The sequence below is a fragment of the Enterovibrio gelatinilyticus genome, from assembly GCF_028683095.1.
Lineage (GTDB): Bacteria > Pseudomonadota > Gammaproteobacteria > Enterobacterales > Vibrionaceae > Enterovibrio > Enterovibrio gelatinilyticus.
Window position 1 is genome coordinate 1 of the sequence record NZ_JAJUBC010000126.1, and the last position, 451, is coordinate 451.

A 451-nucleotide genomic window follows, 5' to 3' on the forward strand; every position below is an offset into this window, starting at 1 on the left:
GTTATGAAAACTTTAAATCACCTCTTTGGGCTCTTTTACTTCACCGTTTAACCAAAGGAGTGATTAATGAAGACTTATCAGTTTATGCAAAAAGAAACGGTTGTTATCCATTTGGAATCAGGTACGCAAACCTTTGAAAGTGAGCAAAGCCAGTTGTTGACGCAAGGATTCGAGCTTGCAGGAGATCCAATTGAGGCTGAATCTGTTGAAGCAGCGTATGATCTGCATAGCCAGAAGTATGGTGATAGTAGTAACGAGTATCCATTACTTGGTACGTTATCTGAGGTTCCTCAAGCTCTAGCCTTAAGAGCAATTCTTGGTGGTTAGCAGTTCATTTTCATAACAAGCAAATGAACGGGACGTTTACTCGTGGCGCATTTTTTCATAGAAACGCTGTGATTTAGGTGCTTCACTCAGCTTTGGCTAGTAAACGCCCGTTATTCGAACGTTA

1 protein-coding gene is annotated in these 451 nt (G+C 41.0%); it reads left to right on the forward strand.

The annotated features are described in order from the left end of the window. Window positions 1-66: 66 nt before the first annotated feature. Window positions 67-327, forward strand: a complete 261-nt coding sequence (locus LRP50_RS25510) for a hypothetical protein (RefSeq protein ID WP_274167189.1) — start codon at window positions 67-69, stop codon at window positions 325-327. Window positions 328-451 lie beyond the last annotated feature (124 nt).

Bases quoted from the DNA above. Each gene is read 5' to 3' on its own strand.
- LRP50_RS25510 (WP_274167189.1), top strand. From the start codon at position 67: ATGAAGACTTATCAGTTTATGCAAAAAGAAACGGTTGTTATCCATTTG.